The following is a 20,243-nucleotide window of genomic DNA, read 5'->3' as shown; positions in this document are numbered from 1 at the left end:
ATTGCAAGCGCTATATTCGCCCCTTTCGCCGCAGGATAAGCAGGCAGGCAAACGCCTCCTGCTACAGGAACAGATAAAAAGATGTGAAAACGTGAACTTAGCGCATCAGGGTTTACTGAGCGCGCCAGCCGCCGCCCAGGGCACGGTAAAGGTCGATCTGCGCCAGCAGTAAATTATTTTTTACCTGAACCACATTCAGCTGAGTACTGAACAGGGTTCGCTGGGCGTCCAGTTCATCCAGATAAGACGCATAGCCGTTCTGATAGCGGTTACGTGAGATACGCAATGCTTCGCTGACCACCTGTTCCTGCTGCTGTAGTTCACTCAGCTGCTGCTGGTAGCGCATGATGGCATCCAGATCGTTATTCACTTCACTGAAGGCATTGCGTACCACTTTTTCATAGTTATAGAGCGCCTGGTTGCGCGAGGCCATGGAAACATCGACCTGGGCAGTCAGCGCTTCCCGATTAAGAATGGGCGCTAGCACGCTGCCGCCAATGCTCCATAAGCGAAACGGATTATCCACCAGCTGATGCAGCACGCCGCTTTGTACCGTACCGCTGGCAGTCAGGTTTAATGACGGCAAAAGCTTTGCCCTTGACGCGATCAGCGAGTCATCGGCGGCCAGCAGCAGACGCTCGGCCTGCACGATATCCGGACGACGCTGCAATAGTTCTGAAGGGAGCAGCGCAGGAAGCTGCTGTGGCAGCACATGTTCAAAACGGCTCTGGCGGGCAATTTCTCGTGGATTCATGCCGACCAGAATACTGAGCGCGTTCTCCTGCTGGGCGATCTGATGTTGTAATACCGGGATCTGCGCTTTCGCAGTTTGGTATTCCGATTGGGACTGCACCCATTCCAGTTTGGAGGTATAGCCGGTTTCAAACTGACGCTGAGCAAGCTTGAGTGAGTTTTCCCGGGACGACAGCGTTGCCTCCGTTACCCGCAGCTGTTCATCAAGGGCGATCAAGGTCATATAGCCCGATGCCACCGAACTGGCTATCGTCAGTTCAGCCGCAGACGCGGCCGCCTGCACCGCTGCCAGCGACGCTTGTGCGGCATCAATGCTGCTGCTGCGCGCCCCCCACAGATCGACATCGTAGTTAGCCTGCAACAGCCCCTGGAAAACGGCATATTCATAAGGCTGTCCACTGACCGAGGACAAAGCTCGGGCATGTGAAGCCGCAACGCCTGCATCAAGCGTCGGGAAGTTATCGCCCTGCGCGGCGCGCAGTTCGGCGCGATACTGATCGACGCGTGAACGCGCGGTCAGGATGTCCAGATTATTGCGTAGTGCCTGCGCAACCAGCTGATTCAGATTTTCATCGCCGAACGCGCGCCACCAGCCGGCTTCTGGCGGGGCTGACGGCCCAACCTGATTACGCCACTGCACCGGCACCGGCAGCGAGCCGGGAGCTTTTTCAACCTGCGTGGAACAACCGGCAGCGCTAAGAACCAGCGCCAGAAACAGGGTCCGGCGCATCATTTTTTCTCCTGACGATCGTCTTTGGCAGAGGTGTCAATATTCACCTCAACGGACATGCCCGGCCGCAAATGTTGAACATTTTCGCTGGTGATATTGATCCGCACTGGAATACGCTGAGCGATCTTCACAAAGTTGCCGGTAGCATTGTCCGGTGAAATAGCGCTAAATTCCGATCCTGCGGCAGGTGAAATATATTCCACGACGCCATGAAACTGCTCATTATCCAGCGCATCAACGGTAAACGTCACCGGCAGGCCCGGCCTGATACGCGCCATCTGCGTTTCTTTCATATTTGCCACAACCCACATCTGCTGCGGTACCAGCGAGGTGAGTCGCGTGCCGGCAGTAACATATGCGCCCTGCCGCACGGCTATTTGCCCCAGCTGGCCGTCGCGCGGCGCAATAATTCGCGTGTTTTGCAGGTCAATCTGCGCCAGTTCCAGCGCGGCCTGCGCGTTGGCGACATCGGCTTCCATCGAAGCACGGTTGACGATGGCAGTTTGTAAATCCTGCCGGGAAACTTCCAGCGTCGCTTTTGCCTGCTGGACATCTGCCAGGGTCTGGCTGTTGCTGGCACGCGAAGCATCCCGCTCGCGCACGGAGAGCGAACCGTCAGAAACCAGATTCTCAACTCGCTTCAGATCCAGAGCACTTTTTACCGCCTGGGCCTGTGCGTTTTCCAGCGCGGCCTGGTTCCGTGCAATGACCGCCTGCGCGCTGCGTCGCTGCTGAATATTATTCGCCAGCGCCGCTTTTTTCATCGCCAGCTGTGCCTGTGCCTGATGCACTCGCTGTTTATAAATACGGTCATCAATGGTCATCATCACCTCGCCTTTGCGTACCGGTTGATAATCCAGCACGTTTACCGCAGTAACATAACCGTTAACCTGAGGGCTGATAAAAGTGACCTGACCGCGCACATAGGCATTTTCGGTCGACTGGATTTGGCTGGTGAAGGGCGGCAGCTGCCAGGCAAAAAGAATGATCAATACGCCAACAATCGCAATGCCTGCACCAAAAGCGATGGAAATAATACGTAGCTTGTTGTTTCTTTCCTGGGTTTGAAGCTGGTTCTGTTCCTGCTGACTCATTGTTTCCCCGTACCGATCGGTGTTGTCGGTTGTTGCATTGCCTGTTGTTCTGCCAGTGCTTCACGCTTCGCCTGTTGCCAGTTGAGATAGCGCAGACGCGACAGGCGCCACAGCACCCAGATCAACGTGATAAAGGCCATCCCGGCCGTAAGAAGGTAGGTATCATTATATGCCAGCACGTTGGCCTGTAGCGTAGCGACCGTTTGTAACTGTGAGGTACTTTGCGCGCCAAGCAGGGTGCTGTCGCCAATGAAACTGTTAAACACACTGCTGTATTGTGCCAGCCTTTCCGTGACGTTTGGATCAAGATAAGAGAGCTGGTCGCCCAACAGGCTGGAGTGATATTTTTCCCGCCAGGTCTGGAACGTGCCCAGCAGCGCCGATCCCATCAGGCCGCCGAGGTTCTGGCTCATGCCAAACAGCACCACCAGGCTTACCAAATTTTTCGGCTGCGTGACAACGCTACCAATGTTCAGCAACAGGGCGGGAGCGATAAAAAAGGTACTGCTGAATCCCAGCAGAAACTGGCTGAAGTACATATTGTTTGCGCGCGTCAGCGGACTGGAATGCGCATCCATTAGCGAAGCAATCATAATCAGCAGGAGCGACATCACTATCGGCCAGCTGAGATGCTTAACATTAATCGTTAAGGCGCTGGTAACAATGCCGGCGATTACGCCCGCCAGGATCGCCAGCGCCAGACCTTGCAGCTGATCGTTAAGTAATCCTACCTGCTGTAAATAACCAATGGCGCCAGTGTTCTGCTCGGCGAGGGTGACTCGCAGCATGATCATCACAATACCTAAGCGGAATATGGCCCCGGTTCGCAGCCAGCGGGTATTGATCAGCGGATTACTGCGGTTATGCTCCACCACTACGGCAGCGATCACCAGCACCAAACCTAAAGCAAGGCAAATCCCGAGCCACGGCGTACTGGTCCACCATTCTATTCGGCCCAGCGACAGCACGCCGCAGAACAGTGCCATGCCGGGTGCCATCAGCATAAACGTCAAAAAATCCTTTTTTTCAAAGACTTTCATGCGATCGCCGGGCGGTAGTTTCAGTATCAGAACCGCACCAAGACAGACCATCGCCAGGCCCAGCTCAAACAGGTAAAGCCCACGCCATTCATCCAGCTGGAGCAGCTCGCTGGAAAACAGCCGCGCCAGCGGAATTGCCAGCTGAGACGCACCCAGTCCAATGGTCAACGCTTTTAAACGATGTTTCGCGGGCCACGCCTGCACCTGATAATAGATGCCGAGCGAACTCAGCGCCGCCCCCACCATGCCATGCGCGGCACGAACGATAATGGCCGAGCTAAGATCGTTAACCAGAAGATGAAAAAAAGAGACCAGCGCATAGAGGACGAGGAATGCTTCGGTAAACGCACGCAGCCCAAACTGCTGGCGGAATTTGACCAGCAGCAGGTTAATCGAAATATTACCCATAACGTAAACCGCAGGCAGCCAGGCAATTTCATTGGTATAAGCACCAAATACCCCCTGCAAACTGGTCAGATTAGCCGTTACCAGCGCATTGCTTAAGGCGCCCGTAATTGAGATCAGCAACCCAATCAGCCCAAAAGCGATGCGTTTGTGGGTGGGATGAAGCGGTGTTGACGGCGAGCCGGGCAGCATCGGCTTTTCGCCTGGCCCCCATTCGCGTGGGACGAAAGGATCGGGACGGTTGCGCGGCACGCTATTTCGCCTCGGTCGCTTTCAGTAGCTTTTGCAGCACTCGCTGAGTTACTGCCAGTTCATCACGGCTAATATTAACCAGCAGTTCGTCACGCAGTTTATCCGACTCTACGGAGAGCTTCTTAAAGAGTTCGATACCCTTCGGCGTAACGAGGAGCAGCCGCTTGCGCCGATCTTCGGCTGGCTGAAAGCGCTCGACCAGCTGCTGTTTAACCAGGCGTTCAATGATTGGCACAACGGTAGCGTCTTCCAAGCCCAGTACCTGAGCGAGCTCTTTTTGATTCATCGGCTCACTTTGCCTTGCCAGCGTCGCCACGGCCATCCAGCTGCTCATACTCAGCCCGTCATCTTTCATACGGCGATCGATGGCCTGACGCCATGCCAACGCCGTCAGATGGAGCAGCCGCGAGAAGTTAAGTTCCTGTGAATTCAAGATTCAAAAGCCTGATAATTAGGTTGCTAATTAATTAGAGTCAGCGAGTATACTGAAGGAGCATAGTCGAAGGGAAGACGATTGCTAAATCCGCGTGACGAATTATGTCTTATTGCAAATTTACTTTATCGTGACGACGTGAGATTAACGTCCAGCCAGCAGTAAAGCCATTGAGACAGGAATTTCAGGCACAAAAAAACCGCCCGTGGGCGGTTTCGACAACATTGCACAACGTGCTTGTTTTTATTCGTTTTAATCGGCAGTAAAAATAGGGTGCCCGGGGCGGGACTTGAACCCGCACAGCCATAAGCCGGGAGGTTTTAAAAAAAATCAGTTATTCAATATGCAGACTCACTCTTTTACCCGTATTGCCCAGCATGCCAACCAGCGTATCCAGAGTAAATTTATCCGTTTTTTGATTAACTAAGTCCGAAATCCGGGGACGAGAAACATGCAGGATTTTGGCAGCGTCCAACTGTCTGTGACCGTTAGCCTTCATCCATCCGGAGATTACCTCCATAAGCTGCTTTTTCAATTCATCGGCACGGGCAATTTCGGCATTTGATTGCGCCAGAAGACGGGTTGCTTCTTCTGGTTCAAATCCGAGGTCAGCAAAAACGTTACCGCCTGCCCTGGTCACATGAGTTGTTCCGGTCTTCATTTTATCAATCATTGTTTATTCTCCGTTCATGCTCCAAATCTTTATAGCGCTGCTTGATGGCCGTAACATCCCTGGGACTCGTTTTTTGAGTTTTCTTCTGGAAGCTGTGGAGCACATAAATAGCCTCCTCAAATTTTGCAACGTACATCACACGGTAGATGCCATCTTCGCCCCGAATCCTGATTTCAGTCACGCCCGGCCCCCAGCCAGTGATGATTTTGAAATCACTGGGATCTTGACCTTGCTGTACTTTGTGCAACTCAAAACCCGCCTGCCTGATAACATCCATCGGAAAACGCTTCAAATCAGACAAAGCAGTGCTACGCCACCTGATTTCTTTTTCTGCCATCCGTTAGCTCTCTCTGACCACTCCTGTGTATAAAATTTTATACCTCACTACAGGTGATATCAAGTCCGGTTAGCTTCAACCCAAATAAACCAGTCTGGAGATATGATAGCTGTACGTATGGCCCGCACCAAAAGTGACTTTTTAGTGCAGATAGTTCCTGTGGCAGGTAATGAAAAATAATAGCCAGGCACATACATAAAAATGATGCCAGCGGCATGTCAGGAAGGAATTTCAGGCACAAAAAAACCGCCCGTGGGCGGTTTCGACGACATTGCACAAAGTGCTTGTTTTTATTCGTTTTAATCGGCAGTAAAAATATGGTGCCCGGGGCGGGACTTGAACCCGCACAGCCATAAGCCGAGGGATTTTAAATCCCTTGTGTCTACCGATTTCACCACCCGGGCATGGGTGTAAATTGGAGGCGCGTCCCGGAGTCGAACCGAGGTAGGCGGATTTGCAATCCGCTGCATGGCCACTCTGCCAACGCGCCTTAATTCCGTCTGTCATCAGATCATTCTGCTGACTAAATTTGGAGCGGGAAACGAGACTCGAACTCGCGACCCCGACCTTGGCAAGGTCGTGCTCTACCAACTGAGCTATTCCCGCTTTTTCAACTCGCTTCGTTGAAGCTGCTGATTTACTTTATCTTCTGGCAACCCAGCTGCCTTTCGATGCGTTGCATTCTACTGACCTGGAGAAATGAGTCAACACAAATATCCTCACTTTTCGTTTGTTTGCTGCTTTTTGAATCGTATCGATCACCCTTCGAACAGATCGCCCCGCGCAGCGCTCAAATACTGATACATAGACCAGAATGTCAGTACGGCAGCGATGTATAAAGCGACGATGCCGATACCCTGAATGAGGTCATCAGGACGCCACAGCAGAGCAAACAAGGCCAACATTTGGGCCGTTGTTTTCACTTTGCCGATCCAGGAAACCGCCACGCTGCTGCGCTTACCAATTTCAGCCATCCATTCACGCAGTGCCGAAATAATGATTTCACGGGCGATCATCGTTGCCGCAGGTAGCGTAACCCACCAGGAGTGAAAATGTTCTGCCACCAGCACCAGAGCGATTGCGACCATGACTTTATCCGCCACCGGATCGAGGAAAGCCCCAAAGCGGGTCGTTTGCTTCCAGCGGCGCGCCAGATAACCATCGAACCAGTCGGTAATCGCGGCAAAAATGAAAATTAGCGCGCAGGCCAGAGGTGCCCATTGGAATGGCAAATAGAACGCCAGCACAAAGAACGGGATCAAAAAGACACGAAACAGGGTGAGCAACGTCGGAATGTTAAAATGCATAGGTAGGCTAACTGTCTGGGCAGAGTAGAATTTGTCCCTATGTTCCTACAATGCCACGAGGGTTGCAATGCCTAGTGTTTCAGCGAATAAAAGATTTTCTCTGCCAGCAGCCGGGAAATTCCCGGAACTTTAGCGATTTCATCCACGGAAGCGTTCATCAGCGGTTGCAGGCCTCCCATATACTTAAGCAACATCTGACGCCGTTTTGGCCCTATCCCTTCAATCGCCTCCAGCGAACTGGTGTTCTTCACTTTTGCCCGTTTATTACGATGTCCCGTAATTGCATGATTGTGAGAGTCATCACGAATATGCTGAATAACATGCAGCGCTGGCGAATCTGGCGGCAGGGAAAAGCCCTCCCCTTCCGGTTCAAAGAACAGCGTTTCCAGCCCGGCTTTACGATCGCTTCCTTTCGCCACGCCCAACAGGATCGGCCGATCTTTGTCCCAGCTGACCTCAAGTTCAGCGAAAACGTTCTTCGCCTGTGCCAGCTGCCCTTTGCCACCATCAATCAAAATGACGTCCGGGATTTTACCGTCGAGCAGTTCTTTGCCATAGCGACGGCGCAACACCTGATTCATCGCCGCATAATCGTCACCTGGCGTAATGCCGGTGATGTTATAGCGTCGATATTCCGCTCGCAGCGGCCCGTTACTGTCGAAAACGACGCAGGAAGCGACCGTTTGTTCACCCATGGTATGACTGATATCAAAGCATTCCATTCGTTTGATTTCAGGAAGATCCAATACCTCGCTCAGCGCCTGCAAACGCTGATGAATAGTCGATTGCTGCGATAAACGGCTGACCAGCGCCGTGCTGGCATTAGTACGCGCCAGTTTCAGATATCGCGCGCGGTCGCCCCGCGGTTTGCTCTGAATCGTCACGCGGCGTCCAGCCAGCCCGGTCAACGATTCGGCCAGCAGATCTTTTTCCGGCAGCGTAAAGTCCAGCAGGATATCGGAGGGCAGCGTACGAGCCTGACTGCCCTGCAGGTAAAACTGCCCAACAAAGGTTTGCACCACTTCAGCCAGCTCGGTGTCGCCCGGCACTTTCGGGAAATAGCTGCGGCTACCTAACACCTTGCCCTGACGGATGAAAAGGACATGCAGACAGGCCATACCGGAATCGAAGGCCACACCGATGACGTCCAGATCATCGCCGTTATTAGAGACAAACTGGCGTTCCGTGACGCGGCGAACCGCCTGCACCTGATCGCGCAACCGGGCCGCTTCTTCAAATTTCAGCGCCTGACTGGCAGACTCCATGCGCGCAACCAGCTGATTTAGTACCTGATCGTCCTTACCCGACAAAAACAGGCGTACGTACTCAATCTGCTGGGCATACTCCTCTTCACTCACCAGACCCGCAACACACGGCCCCAGGCAGCGGCCAATTTGATATTGCAAACAGGGGCGAGTGCGATTGCGATAGACGCTGTTTTCACACTGGCGCACCGGAAAGATTTTTTGCAGTAGCGACAGCGTTTCCCGCACCGCATAGCCGTTCGGGAACGGGCCAAAATATTCCCCTTTCGCGTGTTTGGCACCACGATGGCTGGCCAGCCGCGGATGCTCATCGGCGCTGAGGAAAATATAAGGATAAGATTTGTCATCACGCAACAGCACGTTGTAACGCGGCTGATAAAGCTTGATGTAGTTATGCTCAAGCAGCAGCGCTTCCGTTTCGGTATGGGTCACCGTCACGTCAATTTGGCGAATGCTGTCGACCAACGCTTCGGTTTTACGGCTGGCCAGATTGCCCCGGAAGTAGCTCGATAAGCGTTTTTTTAAATCTTTGGCTTTACCGACATAGATGACTGTACCGCCAGCATCGTACATGCGATAAACGCCCGGCTGGCTGGTGACAGATTTCAGGAAAGATTTGGCATCAAAAACATCACTCACTACTGATTAACGACTCCGCATTGAACAGGCCATGCCGGATGGCCAGGTGCGTTAATTCCACGTCACCGCTGATGTTGAGCTTGCTGAACATGCGATAACGATAGCTATTAACGGTTTTAGGACTCAGATTAAGCTGTTCGGAAATTTCCGCCACTTTCTGACCTTTAGTGATCATCAGCATAATCTGTAATTCCCGTTCCGACAAACAATCGAAAGGCGAGTCGGTATTTTGCGGCTCAATCTGGCTCAGGGCCATCTGCTGGGCAATATCAGAAGCGATATAGCGCTGGCCAGCGTTGACCTGGCGGATCGCACTGACCACTTCCTGCGGCGCGGCACCTTTGCTCAGATAACCCGAAGCACCCGCCTGCATTACCCGAGTCGGGAGCGGATTTTCCGTGTGAATGGTCAGCATGATAATTTTGATATCAGGGCTGTAACGAACGATTTTACGGGTCGCTTCCAGACCGCCAATGCCGGGCATGTTCATATCCATCAGCACCACATCCACGCTGTTGCTGCGGCACCATTTTACCGCGTCCTCGCCACAGCTGACTTCACCGATAACCTGAAAACCTTTGATGTCTTCCAGTATGCGGCGGATGCCTGCTCGCACCAGTTCGTGGTCATCAACAAGAAGAACGCTAATCAAAAAGGTCTCTCCAAATGAGTAATACCGGGGTCGTTCGGGATGTAATTCTGACCCGCGATCTTACCTCTTTTTACCGGGGGTTAGAACAGAAATAAACAGCGACGCGGACATGAGGCATTCGCGTCCGCCGGTCTCCGTCAGGCCGATATGTGATATACTTGTAACTAAGCTACGTTTTCAGCGCTAAAAATTCAGGTGCTGTTTTGTCGATAAGGACCAAGGAGAAATTATGAGCAATACTGACTTTTCAACCAGCAAAGAGACGCAGACGCTTTCCGAAGAAATGGCTTGTATGAAAGCGCTGGTAACATTTATGTTGAAAGGAATGGGTCAGGCAGACGCCGGGAAAGTGATTATTAACATGGAAAAGTATATTGCCCAGCTGACCGACCAGCAGCAGGCTGACGTGTTCAGCAGCACGATTAGTCAAATCAAGCAGGCTTATCGCCAGTAATTCCTTCTTCTTTGCAACAAGCCCATTGCTTTTTTGTCACCAGTATCACATGGTCATGTTTTTATTCTGACCGGTTGACACAATGGGCTTACTTTTCAAAGCGGTACTTGGGGCATTCGTTGTCGTGCTCATCGGTATTCTGTCTAAAACCCGTAACTACTATCTCGCAGGCCTCCTGCCACTCTTTCCCACTTTTGCCTTAATCGCGCATTATGTTGTCGCCAGCGAAAGAGGGATTGAGGCGTTACGCGCCACTATCGTATTTGGCATGTGGGCCATTATTCCCTATTTTCTTTACCTGCTGTCGCTCTGGTATTTTGTTGGGATGATGAGACTTCCTTTGGCGCTGGGCAGCGCCGTGGGATGCTGGTGCGTGGCAGCGTGGTTGTTAATCACGCTGTGGGCAAAATGGCAGGCTTAACGTCCTCTGGCTCCCCAACTGACGGACACACCCAACGTTGGCAAAACTTCTTCAGGGCTAAAGCGACGCGCGCCGCGAAACTTCTCGGCCAGGTTAGGCTGGGTCACCGGAATCCGGACGGCAAACAGGTTATCTTCCGACTGGATAACGCCAGCCGTCAGCGGTTCATAAGCAACAAGATGCTGTTCGAACATTTGTTCAAGCATCGGTGTCGCCGCACTGTATAGAAACTCGATTCCTGACTGTTCAGCCAGCTGTACGCTGTGCCAGAGAATACTGAGCGGCAATTCCGGGTCAACATCCAGTCTGGCGGAAAAGCGCGACATCTCCCATACAGGAAGCAGTTTTTTTTCTTTGGTCGCATTCGCCTCATCTGAGGCTGCCGTTTCAGGTGACTGCCATTGCATCAGGCGAGCACAGCCGCAGATACCCTGCTGTGCGGTCCAGGCCAGCAGCCAGATCACATCGGAACGGTCAAAACGGTCATATTCCTGGCCCGGCGTACTTAAGCGGGACGGGATAGACCAGCCTTCGCCACGGGCGAAAACGCTGTAACGGTAACTTCCCAGTTCTGCCAGCAAAGAGGAAGGCATGTCTCTTAGCTTGGTCTGAATAATTTTCATCATTGATCCTCAGTCGCATTCCGTCGTGAATGCCCGTTCGCACGTCCAGATCAGGACTGTCACCCCGGGCGCAGGGTAGACAACTGATAAATAATACGGAACTACCAAATCTGGTAGTGGTTACTTACTCAAAGCATACCTGTTGCGGCTGCATAAGAGGCCACTTGCGTTTTATTGGGGGCATTGAACCTCTTTTGCATCTTTTTTTGGTGAAAATTTACAGTATTTTCCGAAATACCGAGAATCAGTGATATTTCCGCAGAGGTTTTCCCTTCTGCCGTCCATTTGAGAATTTCAGATTCTCGCTGGCTTAATGTCATCTTCATTATCGACATCGAAATATCATTCACCCGTTGCAACGCTTCCAAAGCAAGATCCGTTAAATACTGGAGCTTAAGGTGTTTTTCATGGGTTAAGCCAATCTTTTCAAAAGATTTACCTGATGCCATTGATAATATCCCAACGGCTCTGTTCGTCACCATCTTTGAGTATGAAAAACCCGATCTGATGCCATACTCTTTTGCCGCGACGAAAACCGGGTTGCTTTCCGGCACGCGCGGATCATTCCACAATAATAAGGTTCCAGGCGTCTGGCAATAACCGATAACCGGATCGGATTCCGCAAAGTTCTCTGCCTGCCAGATTTTAAGCCAGTTCTTAGGGTAATTACTGAAAACAAATATTTTTGGCCGGGTAAACGGCACCGGATGCCGAATATACAGTGCATAGAATGTTAACCCCAGCTTAATGGTTTGCTGCTCGAGAAGCAGGGTTATTTCTGCCGTCCCGGCGCACTGCAGAAAAGCAGAATGCACGTCATTGCGCCAACTAAAATAATTTTCTGCAGTCATTAGCTTCTCGTCAGGATGAACCATCAGCCCCACCCTGTTTTCAGATTAATTGTTAATACAGAAAAAATGAACGGTTGACTTCAAAGTAATAACTCACATTTATTTTTCCGCTATCTGATAATAACAAAAAAGAAAGCTTTTTTTCATCTGGCTCTTTATCACATCGCGTCAACTGAATAAATTTTCGGTCAATTGATCAATAAACGGTCACACCTCGAAGCCGCATGGCAACCCAGCCTCAACGAGAAAAAACCGAAGATTAGAGTGGGTTTTTTAATGATAAGAATAGGATTTTTCCTGGAAATATTCAATGCATTTAAACATCGTATTATTTACTGAAATTTTACTTTAAACGGCTGCCAGATCCGATTAAATCGTCAACGGCAAACGCACGATATCTCTCACCTTATTGATTAAAATAATTTTTTCCCTCTTTCCTCCTCAATTTGCCTTTAACAAAATTGTTTAATTAAAGGAAGCATTATCGGCGAAAGCCTGCCCAATGGTCTTCAGATACAGAAGCGCCAGACAAGATGTTTTTCACCACCCATAAATAGTGTGGATGATAAATTTCATCTGCCCTGTCGCCGGTTTTTATATGTCATTTTTTGGCAGGCTAGCCTGCCGACTGTTCACCCGAAACCCTGCCGAATATTTCGTTTCCTCAGCTAATGCTCCTCCGCCCCCTGAAATTAGAGCGCTTTTTCCACTATCTGGCAGAGCAGAGATTAAACCCGCGCATGCCCAGGTGAAAATGATTCGCATGCGCGCTGTTATAACCAGGTCCAAGAGCGTTGCCATAATAGTCACAACTTTGCTGGAAAACAGCCTGTAACCAATGGGACTGTGGCTGCTGCCGGGGCCAGTCTTGCAGTACGCTAATCCGTCTGCCGTTCTGTAACCTGAAACCCGCAATATCGAGCGCATCGGCTGTTGCATGTTCGCTTAATCGCCCCTGAGCGCGATGATAGATATTTCGGCAGGCATAACTCCCCAAATGATCGATCTGCGCTAAAGATGAGCCTAACTCCGCAGCCGCCAGCGGCTTGGCTACCTGCGTAACAAACATCGTGGTGCTCAGTGCCAGCGAACAGCTGGCCAGAAAGCTGGCGCTAAGGCGCACATCGCCAAAACTTTGTACGCGTATGGGGACGGCAATTGGACAGGCACCAGAAACGGGTGGCGGCTGACTAAAGCGGATGTAGCCCGCCTCCCGGGCATTTTGCAGGATAGCAATGCAGCCAGCGGTATCTCCCTGCAAGCGTTTCAACTTATAGCGGGTGACGACTGTTGGTGCGTCCGTCACACGCAGTGGCGTAAACGGATTCCATTCAGACGGCAAATTTTTTTCCAGAAAGGGCGTTACCAGTAGTACCAGCAAAATGACCACGCCCACGGCGATCAAACCTTTCATCAGGAAGTTATCCTCCGCCTTTTATCGCTGTAACCATTTGACGCAAATACTGCGGGGTTCGGGATAAAAAAGTGTAGCGGTGTTTTTGCGCAATCAGGCCTGCTTTCCATAACTTTACCTGTAAGCGTTGCGCTTTTACGTTAAGATTTGCGCCCTTAAGGCAGAAAGAGGCTTTACCGTGACGCCTTGTCACGCCCTCTTTCCCCCAATGAAAAAGCGTTAGCGGTAAGCGGCATAAGTGCACTATCTTATGCAGGCAAACATCTCCAACTCACTAAAAGCCTTCAGAGCTGACACAACATCACTACAGGACAAGAATTTCGTTATGGTTGACCAATCCAGTAACACCACTTCTACCGGACAAGCGCCGGGTGAGCTCCGGCGTAACTTACATAACCGACATATCCAGCTGATTGCTATCGGCGGCGCTATCGGCACCGGGCTGTTTATGGGCTCGGGTAAAACCATTAGCCTGGCCGGGCCTTCCATTATTTTTGTGTATATGATCATCGGGTTTATGCTGTTTTTCGTCATGCGCGCCATGGGCGAATTATTGCTTTCTAATCTCGAATATAAATCGTTCAGCGATTTTGCTGCCGATCTGCTCGGCCCATGGGCGGGATATTTTACTGGCTGGACCTACTGGTTCTGCTGGGTCGTTACCGGAATTGCTGACGTGGTGGCCATTAGCTCCTACTTCCAGCTCTGGTTCCCTAATTTTTCGATTGGGATGAGCGCCCTGCTCTGCATCGTGGTTTTCCTGTCGTTAAATATTGCGACGGTAAAACTTTTTGGCGAGATGGAGTTTTGGTTTGCCATTATCAAGATCATTGCCATCGTTGCGCTGATTGTCACCGGTATTGTACTGGTTGCAATGCATTATCCCTCTCCGGGCGGCGGAACGGCCTCGCTAAGTAATATCTGGGATCATGGCGGCATGTTCCCGAAAGGATTGAGTGGCTTCTTTGCAGGCTTCCAGATTGCGGTTTTCGCCTTTGTCGGCATTGAACTGGTCGGGACGGCAGCGGCAGAAACGCACGATCCTAAGAAGGTTCTTCCACGCGCCATCAATGCCATCCCGCTGCGTATTATTATGTTCTACGTGCTCGCGCTGCTGGTGATCATGGCCGTCACGCCATGGAATCACGTGGTGGCAGACCGCAGTCCGTTTGTTGAAATGTTTATGCTGATTGGCTTGCCAGCGGCGGCCAGTATTGTGAACTTTGTGGTGCTGACTTCGGCCGCTTCTTCTGCCAACAGCGGCATCTTTTCAACCAGCCGGATGCTGTACGGTCTGGCTCAGCAAGGGGTGGCACATCCTCGTTTCGGTCGGCTTTCACGCCGTGCGGTGCCAACAGCCGGGCTGTTTTTCTCCTGCCTGTGCCTGTTAGGCGGCGTAGCGTTGATTTACCTGATCCCTAACGTGATGAAGGTGTTCACGCTGGTGACGACCGTTTCCGCCATTCTGTTTATGTTTGTCTGGACGATTATTCTCTGTTCATATCTCGCTTACCGTAAGCAGCGTCCGCAGCTGCATGCAGAGTCCGTCTATAAAATGCCGCTCGGCAAGTTTATGTGCTGGGTGTGTATCGCCTTCTTTGCCTTCGTGCTGGTGTTACTGTCCTTGCAGGAAGACACGCGCCAGGCGCTGATGGTGACGCCGCTGTGGTTTATCATGCTGGCGGTCGGCTGGTGGCTGCGCCAGCGTAAAAAAACGGCTTAATAAACTGAGAAACGGGCCTTTATGGCCCGTTTTTTTAACGAACGCGAATCCCCTCTATTACCATCCGCTGCACGTTCTCCAATGTCTGGTTAAAAAAGTCTTCGTCGCTGAGCGTCCGCCCCGTGACGGCTTCCACCTGCGTGGCAAAATCGGCATAGTGCTGGGTGGTAGCCCACAGCATAAAGATCAGATGATGCGGCTCAACCGCAGCCAGCTTGCCTTCCCGAATCCACCCTTCAATTACCGCCGACTTCTCATCCACCAGCGTCCGCAAATCCCCTTCCAGCTCGCCTTTTAATAAAGGCGCACCTTGCAGCATCTCCATGCAAAACAGGCGGGAAGCCTGGGGATGATCGCGGGAGACTTCCAGCTTTAAGCGTATGTAGTCCCTGATGGCCGTCAGCGGCTGCTGATCGTCTCGCAGCGCTCGCAGCGGCGCCAGCCAGACATCCAAAATATTTTTCAGGACGGCAATGTAAAGCGCTTCCTTCGAGGGAAAGTAATAAAGCAGGTTAGTCTTCGAGACGTCCGCACCTTCCGCCACCTTATCCAAACTGGTGCCGTGCATGCCGTACAGTGAAAACAGTTCCAGTGCCGCTGTGAGGATGGCAGTACGTTTGGCGGCAACAGCTCTTGTACGCCGTGAAGGCGCTTTTGCGGGTATTTTTTCGGCAGACTTCACCTTGACTCCCTGATCCATGTGGTGTGTCGGGATAATAACAAAGCTCGTGATAACAGCCTATGCACTTTTAGTGACCATCTCTGCATGCTTTTTGTGCACAAATTTTTTACCAAATGGTCTGTTTTGGACCAATTGCTCCACAGGATTTTAACACAAATTTTTCAACGTATTGAATAGTCATCGTTTTTCAGGAGCTGGCACGCCCTTTGCAATGTCTTTAGCGAGCGCCGCCTCAATGGAACCGCAGGACGCACCGCAGCGCGGGAAATGTAGTCACCGACAATAATGAGGTCATCCTATGAAAATTGGTGTTTTTATCCCGATCGGCAATAACGGCTGGTTAATTTCAACCGCTGCGCCGCAGTACAAACCGACTTTTGAACTGAATAAAGCCATTGTGCTGAAGGCCGAGCACTATCACTTCGATTTCGCCCTGTCGATGATCAAGCTGCGTGGTTTTGGCGGCAAAACCGAGTTCTGGGATCACAACCTGGAATCCTTCACGCTAATGGCCGGTCTTGCGGCAGTCACCTCACGCATTGAGATCTACGCCACTGCGGCCACGCTCACTTTGCCACCGGCCATCGTGGCGCGTATGGCCGCCACCGTCGATTCCATTTCCAATGGCCGTTTTGGCGTCAACCTGGTTACAGGCTGGCAGAAGCCGGAATACGATCAGATGGGGATCTGGCCTGGCGATGACTATTTCGCCCGCCGCTACGATTATCTCACCGAATATGTTTCCGTTCTGCGTGACCTGTGGGGTACCGGAAAATCTGATTTAAAAGGCGAGTTCTTTACCATGAACGACTGCCGGGTCAGTCCGCAGCCGCAAAAACCGATGAAGGTGATCTGTGCAGGCCAGAGCGATGCCGGTATGGCTTTCTCGGCGAAATATGCCGATTACAACTTCTGCTTCGGCAAAGGCGTGAACACCCCAACCGCTTTCGCACCCACTGCGGAAAGAATGAAAAACGCGGCCGACGAAGCGGTCCGTGATGTCGGTTCTTACGTGCTGTTTATGATTATCGCTGACGAAACAGACGACGCTGCGCGAGCGAAATGGGAAAGTTATAAAGAAGGCGCGGACGAAGAAGCGCTGGCCTGGCTGACCACGCAAAGCCAGCAGGATAAGCGTTCCGGCAGCGACACCAATGTGCGCCAGATGGCCGATCCTACTTCTGCGGTGAATATCAATATGGGGACGCTGGTTGGCTCTTACGCCAACGTGGCGCGGATGCTGGATGAAGTCGCGACCGTGGAAGGCACGCAAGGCGTTCTGCTGACTTTCGACGATTTCCTGGAAGGCATTGAGAACTTTGGACAGCGCATTCAGCCGCTGATGACCTGCCGTAGCCACATTATCGATGCCGCAAAAGAGGTGGCCTGATGAATAAGAAAGAACCTGTCGTTTGTACTACTGCCTCTACGAAAAACAGCATCACGCTGGATGCGCGCCCGGAAGCCATTGCCTTTCCGCCGGAGCAGACCGCGCTGATTGTGGTTGATATGCAGAATGCCTACGCCACCCGCGGTGGCTATCTGGATCTGGCCGGTTTTGATGTTTCCGCTACCCGACCGGTAATCGATAAGATCAATATCGCGGTGAAAGCCGCACGTGAAGCCGGTATTCAGATTATCTGGTTCCAGAACGGCTGGGATGAGCGCTACGTCGAGGCTGGCGGCCCGGGATCGCCAAACTGGCATAAATCGAACGCGCTGAAGACCATGCGTTCAAACCCGGAGCTGGAAGGCAAACTGCTGGCGAAAGGCGGCTGGGATTATGAACTGGTCGATCAGCTTCAGCCGCAGCCGGGTGACATCGTGTTGCCTAAACCTCGCTATAGCGGCTTCTTTAATACCCCTCTCGACAGCATGTTGCGTAGCCGCGGCATCCGCCATCTGGTGTTTACCGGCATCGCGACTAACGTCTGCGTCGAATCGACCCTGCGCGACGGCTTTTTCCTTGAATATTTCGGCATCGTGTTGGAAGACGCCACTTATCAGGCAGGTCCGGCGTTTGCGCAACAGGCGGCGCTGTTCAATATCGAAACGTTTTTTGGCTGGGTGTCCGACGTAACAACTTTTTGCCAAAGCCTGCAAACCACCGATGCGCCGCTGAAACAAACGGCATAAAACAGCCCGTCAGACTGGAGAAAGTGCAATGCCAAAAATGATCGTTACTCCACCCGGAACCAGTATTCCGATTGCGCCCTTTGTTCCGGGTACGCTTGCCGATGGCGTGGTGTATGTCTCCGGCACCTTACCTTTTGATAAAGATAATAATGTTGTCCACGTTGGTGACGCGGCGGCACAAACGCGTCACGTGCTGGAAACCATCAAAAGCGTGATCGAAACGGCCGGCGGCACAATGGACGATGTGACTTTCAATTCCATCTTTATCACTGACTGGAACAACTACGGCGAGGTCAATAACGTGTATGCCGAGTATTTCCCCGGGGAAAAACCGGCCCGTTTCTGCATTCAGTGTGGTCTGGTCAAGCCCGATGCGCTGATAGAGATCGCCAGCGTTGCGCATATCGGAAAGGAGTAAAGAATGCATATTGACGTATCGGGTCTGCCGCATCCGGGGGCGAGAACGCTGGTGCTTTCCGCCGGGCTTGGCGGCCTGGGCAGCTTCTGGCTGCCGCAGTTAGAGGCGCTGCGTAAGCAGTATCGGGTTGTCACTTATGACCAGCGCGGTACCGGCCGGAGCGCGGGCAGCGTGCCTGATGGTTACAGCATGCGCGACATGGCTGGCGAGCTGGCTGCGGCGCTGGCTGAAAAGGGCATCGATCGCTATGAAATCCTTGGTCATGCACTGGGCGGTATGATCGCCATGCAGCTGGCGCTGGATTTCCCCAAACGCGTCACGAAACTGGTGATTGTGAACGGCTGGCTGCGGCTAAATGCCCATACCCGTCGCTGCTTTAGCGTCAGGCAGGAACTGCTGCTGAACGTGGGCGTTGAGGCTTTTGTGCGGGCGCAGCCGCTGTTTCTCTACCCTGCCGACTGGCTGGCGGCGCATCAGGAACGGATTGAAGCAGAAGATAAACTGCATGCCGCACATTTCCAGGGAACTGAAAATCTCCTTCGTCGCCTGAATGCCCTGATGGCCTGTGATTTTACGCAACAGGCCGCCACAATTACTCAGCCGGTACTGCTGGTGTGCTCGCAGGATGATTTGCTGGTGCCCTGGACCTGCTCAGAAGCGCTTTACCAGGCGCTGCCAAACGCCACGTTAAAAAAGATGACGTGGGGTGGGCATGCCATGAGCGTGACCGACAGCGCGGGCTTTAATTCACTTGTACTGGACTGGCTCGCCGATACCACGGCGGCCTCTCTCACTGCTTAACTGGAGCCGTTATGGCAGAAGCCCTCAATTCACTGGCGTTAGAGACGCTGTTTACCGCAGCGCGCACGCACAATGGCTGGCAGGATCGGCCGGTTACCGATGACCAGCTCCTTAAACTCTATGAGTTGGTCAAAATGGGACCAACCTCGGCTAACTGTAGCCCGGCCCGATTTTGCTTTGTCAAAAGCCCCGAAGGCAAGGCCAAACTGCGGCCCACGCTTTCCAGCGGCAATGTGGAAAAAACCCTGTCCGCGCCGGTTACGGCAATCGTTGCCTGGGATCCCGCCTTCTACGACAGGCTGCCCGCGCTTTTTCCGCATGCGGATGCGAAAGCCTGGTTTACCAGTAGCCCTGCACTGGCCGAAGAAACCGCCTTTCGCAACAGCTCGCTACAGGCTGCCTATTTGATCGCCGCCTGCCGGGCGTCAGGGCTGGATACCGGCCCCATGTCCGGCTTCGATCGCGCGGCGGTCGATACGGCTTTCTTTGCCGACAGCGGCTGGAAAAGCAATCTGCTGATCAATATCGGCTACGGCGACAGTCAGAAAGTCTACGCCCGCCTGCCACGGCTAAATTTCACCGATGCCTGTACGATTGAATAAGGAAACAGTTATGTCACTGGATACGCTATTACCGGTTTCGGAAAGCCGTGTGGAAAAACAAGATTTCCGTAATGCGATGGCGCGCCTTGGCGCAGCGGTCAATATCATCACTACAGACGGCCCGGCCGGACGCGCTGGCTTTACGGCTTCTGCGGTATGCAGCGTCACCGATACGCCGCCAACGCTGCTGGTGTGCCTGAACCGTTCCGCTTCGGTCTATGAGATTTTTAACGCGAACCGCCAGCTGTGCATCAATACCCTGGCGTCGGGCCATGAAACGCTCTCCAACCTGTTTGGCGGTAAAACAGCGATGGCCGATCGCTTCCAGGCGGCGGACTGGTCAACGCTGGTGACCGGTTCACCCATCCTGACCGGCGCTATAGCCTCTTTCGACTGCAAAGTCACGCAGGTGATGAGCGTTGGCACCCACGATATTTTACTTTGCGAGGCGCAGGCGCTGGTTTGCAACGACGACACGCACGGTCTGATCTATTTCGACCGCGGCTATCATCAGCTGATGCGGCAGGAAGCCTGATCC

General features: G+C 52.4%; 22 protein-coding genes and 3 tRNA genes. 9 read left to right on the top strand and 16 right to left on the bottom strand.

Features of this window, described 5'->3' with window-relative positions:
* Positions 1-112: 112 nt before the first annotated feature.
* The 12 genes from AAGQ96_RS07540 to uvrY all read right to left on the bottom strand — a co-directional run bounded on the left by AAGQ96_RS07540 (position 113) and on the right by uvrY (position 9,580).
* Complete coding sequence (locus AAGQ96_RS07540) at positions 113-1,486, bottom strand: efflux transporter outer membrane subunit (protein ID WP_147196783.1); 1,374 nt, start codon at positions 1,484-1,486, stop codon at positions 113-115.
* Positions 1,483-2,577, bottom strand: coding sequence for an HlyD family secretion protein (locus AAGQ96_RS07535; RefSeq protein ID WP_147196780.1), 1,095 nt, complete (start codon positions 2,575-2,577; stop codon positions 1,483-1,485). The genes AAGQ96_RS07540 and AAGQ96_RS07535 overlap by 4 nt, the downstream gene beginning before the upstream one ends.
* Positions 2,574-4,214, bottom strand: a complete 1,641-nt coding sequence (locus tag AAGQ96_RS07530) for an MFS transporter (RefSeq protein ID WP_174822381.1) — start codon at positions 4,212-4,214, stop codon at positions 2,574-2,576. Before AAGQ96_RS07530 ends, AAGQ96_RS07535 begins: the two co-directional genes overlap by 4 nt.
* Positions 4,215-4,275: 61 nt before the next feature.
* Entirely contained in the window at positions 4,276-4,707 is a 432-nt protein-coding gene (locus tag AAGQ96_RS07525; protein WP_342755185.1) for a MarR family transcriptional regulator, read from the bottom strand.
* Between the two features lie 334 nt (positions 4,708-5,041).
* Positions 5,042-5,380 carry an XRE family transcriptional regulator gene (locus AAGQ96_RS07520; RefSeq protein ID WP_147196774.1) on the bottom strand — a complete coding sequence of 113 codons (339 nt, stop codon included), beginning with the start codon at positions 5,378-5,380 and terminating at the stop codon, positions 5,042-5,044.
* Positions 5,373-5,717 carry a type II toxin-antitoxin system RelE/ParE family toxin gene (locus AAGQ96_RS07515; protein ID WP_342755184.1) on the bottom strand — a complete coding sequence of 115 codons (345 nt, stop codon included), beginning with the start codon at positions 5,715-5,717 and terminating at the stop codon, positions 5,373-5,375. Before AAGQ96_RS07515 ends, AAGQ96_RS07520 begins: the two co-directional genes overlap by 8 nt.
* A gap of 318 nt (positions 5,718-6,035) precedes the next feature.
* Positions 6,036-6,121, bottom strand: a tRNA-Leu gene (locus AAGQ96_RS07510).
* A 12-nt stretch (positions 6,122-6,133) separates the two neighbouring features.
* A tRNA-Cys gene (locus AAGQ96_RS07505) sits at positions 6,134-6,207 on the bottom strand.
* Between the two features lie 40 nt (positions 6,208-6,247).
* Positions 6,248-6,323, bottom strand: a tRNA-Gly gene (locus AAGQ96_RS07500).
* Between the two features lie 152 nt (positions 6,324-6,475).
* Positions 6,476-7,024 (bottom strand): CDP-diacylglycerol--glycerol-3-phosphate 3-phosphatidyltransferase, encoded by a 549-nt coding sequence (gene pgsA / locus AAGQ96_RS07495; RefSeq protein WP_147196770.1) that lies wholly within the window; start codon positions 7,022-7,024, stop codon positions 6,476-6,478.
* 71 nt (positions 7,025-7,095) lie between these two features.
* The gene (uvrC, locus tag AAGQ96_RS07490) at positions 7,096-8,928 is read right to left on the bottom strand and encodes an excinuclease ABC subunit UvrC (protein WP_147196768.1); all 1,833 of its coding nucleotides are present in this window, start codon (positions 8,926-8,928) and stop codon (positions 7,096-7,098) included.
* Positions 8,921-9,580, bottom strand: a complete 660-nt coding sequence (gene uvrY, locus AAGQ96_RS07485; RefSeq protein WP_147196766.1) for a UvrY/SirA/GacA family response regulator transcription factor — start codon at positions 9,578-9,580, stop codon at positions 8,921-8,923. Before uvrY ends, uvrC begins: the two co-directional genes overlap by 8 nt.
* Positions 9,581-9,809: 229 nt before the next feature.
* Between uvrY and AAGQ96_RS07480 the strand changes: the two genes are divergently transcribed.
* Together AAGQ96_RS07480 and AAGQ96_RS07475 are read left to right on the top strand one after the other, a co-directional pair.
* Positions 9,810-10,034 carry a DUF2594 family protein gene (locus AAGQ96_RS07480; protein ID WP_147196764.1) on the top strand — a complete coding sequence of 75 codons (225 nt, stop codon included), beginning with the start codon at positions 9,810-9,812 and terminating at the stop codon, positions 10,032-10,034.
* A gap of 82 nt (positions 10,035-10,116) precedes the next feature.
* Positions 10,117-10,455, top strand: coding sequence for a GlpM family protein (locus AAGQ96_RS07475; RefSeq protein ID WP_342755183.1), 339 nt, complete (start codon positions 10,117-10,119; stop codon positions 10,453-10,455).
* Here the strand turns inward: AAGQ96_RS07475 and AAGQ96_RS07470 are convergent.
* The 3 genes from AAGQ96_RS07470 to AAGQ96_RS07460 form a co-directional block, all read right to left on the bottom strand.
* Entirely contained in the window at positions 10,452-11,078 is a 627-nt protein-coding gene (locus AAGQ96_RS07470; RefSeq protein WP_342755531.1) for an acyl-homoserine-lactone synthase, read from the bottom strand. The genes AAGQ96_RS07475 and AAGQ96_RS07470 overlap by 4 nt on opposite strands.
* Positions 11,079-11,206: 128 nt before the next feature.
* Complete coding sequence (gene sdiA / locus AAGQ96_RS07465; RefSeq protein ID WP_147200564.1) at positions 11,207-11,929, bottom strand: transcriptional regulator SdiA; 723 nt, start codon at positions 11,927-11,929, stop codon at positions 11,207-11,209.
* A gap of 709 nt (positions 11,930-12,638) precedes the next feature.
* Positions 12,639-13,343 carry an extensin family protein gene (locus AAGQ96_RS07460; protein WP_147196760.1) on the bottom strand — a complete coding sequence of 235 codons (705 nt, stop codon included), beginning with the start codon at positions 13,341-13,343 and terminating at the stop codon, positions 12,639-12,641.
* 325 nt (positions 13,344-13,668) lie between these two features.
* Between AAGQ96_RS07460 and cycA the strand changes: the two genes are divergently transcribed.
* The gene (gene cycA / locus AAGQ96_RS07455) at positions 13,669-15,066 is read left to right on the top strand and encodes a D-serine/D-alanine/glycine transporter (protein ID WP_147196758.1); all 1,398 of its coding nucleotides are present in this window, start codon (positions 13,669-13,671) and stop codon (positions 15,064-15,066) included.
* A 34-nt stretch (positions 15,067-15,100) separates the two neighbouring features.
* Here the strand turns inward: cycA and rutR are convergent, their stop codons facing one another.
* Positions 15,101-15,766, bottom strand: a complete 666-nt coding sequence (rutR, locus tag AAGQ96_RS07450; RefSeq protein WP_147196756.1) for an HTH-type transcriptional regulator RutR — start codon at positions 15,764-15,766, stop codon at positions 15,101-15,103.
* A gap of 280 nt (positions 15,767-16,046) precedes the next feature.
* Between rutR and rutA the strand changes: the two genes are divergently transcribed.
* The 6 genes from rutA to rutF are packed head-to-tail and all read left to right on the top strand — an operon-like array spanning position 16,047 to position 20,240.
* Positions 16,047-17,138, top strand: a complete 1,092-nt coding sequence (gene rutA, locus AAGQ96_RS07445; RefSeq protein WP_342755182.1) for a pyrimidine utilization protein A — start codon at positions 16,047-16,049, stop codon at positions 17,136-17,138.
* Positions 17,138-17,884 (top strand): pyrimidine utilization protein B, encoded by a 747-nt coding sequence (rutB, locus tag AAGQ96_RS07440; protein WP_147196753.1) that lies wholly within the window; start codon positions 17,138-17,140, stop codon positions 17,882-17,884. Before rutA ends, rutB begins: the two co-directional genes overlap by 1 nt.
* Before the next feature lie 28 nt (positions 17,885-17,912).
* On the top strand, positions 17,913-18,302 hold the full coding sequence (rutC, locus tag AAGQ96_RS07435; protein WP_342755180.1) for a pyrimidine utilization protein C: 390 nt from the start codon (positions 17,913-17,915) through the stop codon (positions 18,300-18,302).
* A 3-nt stretch (positions 18,303-18,305) separates the two neighbouring features.
* Positions 18,306-19,103, top strand: a complete 798-nt coding sequence (rutD, locus tag AAGQ96_RS07430) for a pyrimidine utilization protein D (RefSeq protein ID WP_147196749.1) — start codon at positions 18,306-18,308, stop codon at positions 19,101-19,103.
* 11 nt (positions 19,104-19,114) lie between these two features.
* On the top strand, positions 19,115-19,705 hold the full coding sequence (locus AAGQ96_RS07425; protein WP_342755179.1) for a malonic semialdehyde reductase: 591 nt from the start codon (positions 19,115-19,117) through the stop codon (positions 19,703-19,705).
* Between the two features lie 10 nt (positions 19,706-19,715).
* Complete coding sequence (gene rutF, locus AAGQ96_RS07420) at positions 19,716-20,240, top strand: NADH-dependent FMN reductase RutF (protein ID WP_342755178.1); 525 nt, start codon at positions 19,716-19,718, stop codon at positions 20,238-20,240.
* Positions 20,241-20,243 lie beyond the last annotated feature (3 nt).

Origin of the sequence: Pantoea sp. MBD-2R, assembly GCF_039134845.1 — a bacterium.
Classification (GTDB): domain Bacteria; phylum Pseudomonadota; class Gammaproteobacteria; order Enterobacterales; family Enterobacteriaceae; genus Erwinia.
Note: the sequence above shows the minus strand (reverse complement) of the source record. Positions and strands in the feature narration are given on the sequence as shown.